This window comes from Microvirga pakistanensis (genome assembly GCF_004458765.1).
Lineage (GTDB): Bacteria > Pseudomonadota > Alphaproteobacteria > Rhizobiales > Beijerinckiaceae > Microvirga > Microvirga pakistanensis.
Map to the genome: position 1 here is coordinate 1 of NZ_SPJX01000483.1, position 223 is coordinate 223.

The 223-nt window shown below is 65.9% G+C and carries 1 protein-coding gene; it reads left to right on the forward strand.

Annotated features, from left to right (window positions below; translation table 11 throughout):
- Positions 1–223, forward strand: a 223-nt coding sequence (locus E4K09_RS21995; protein WP_425293872.1) for a patatin-like phospholipase family protein, incomplete at both ends; no start/stop codon positions are given.

A 223-nucleotide genomic window follows, 5' to 3' on the forward strand; every position in this document is an offset into this window, starting at 1 on the left:
CGCTGCGGGACACCCTGGAGCGGCTTATCGATTTCGGACGGTTGAACCGGGGCGACATCCGCTTCACCGCCGTCTGCGTCGATTTGGAAACGGGCGACGAGGTTGTCTTCGATACCGCGCAGGGGGAGGTTGCGCCCGAGCACCTCCTGGCGACATCCGCCATCACGCCCGTCTTCCCGCCGGTCGAAATCGGCGGACGCCTTCTGTGCGATCCGGGCTTCAC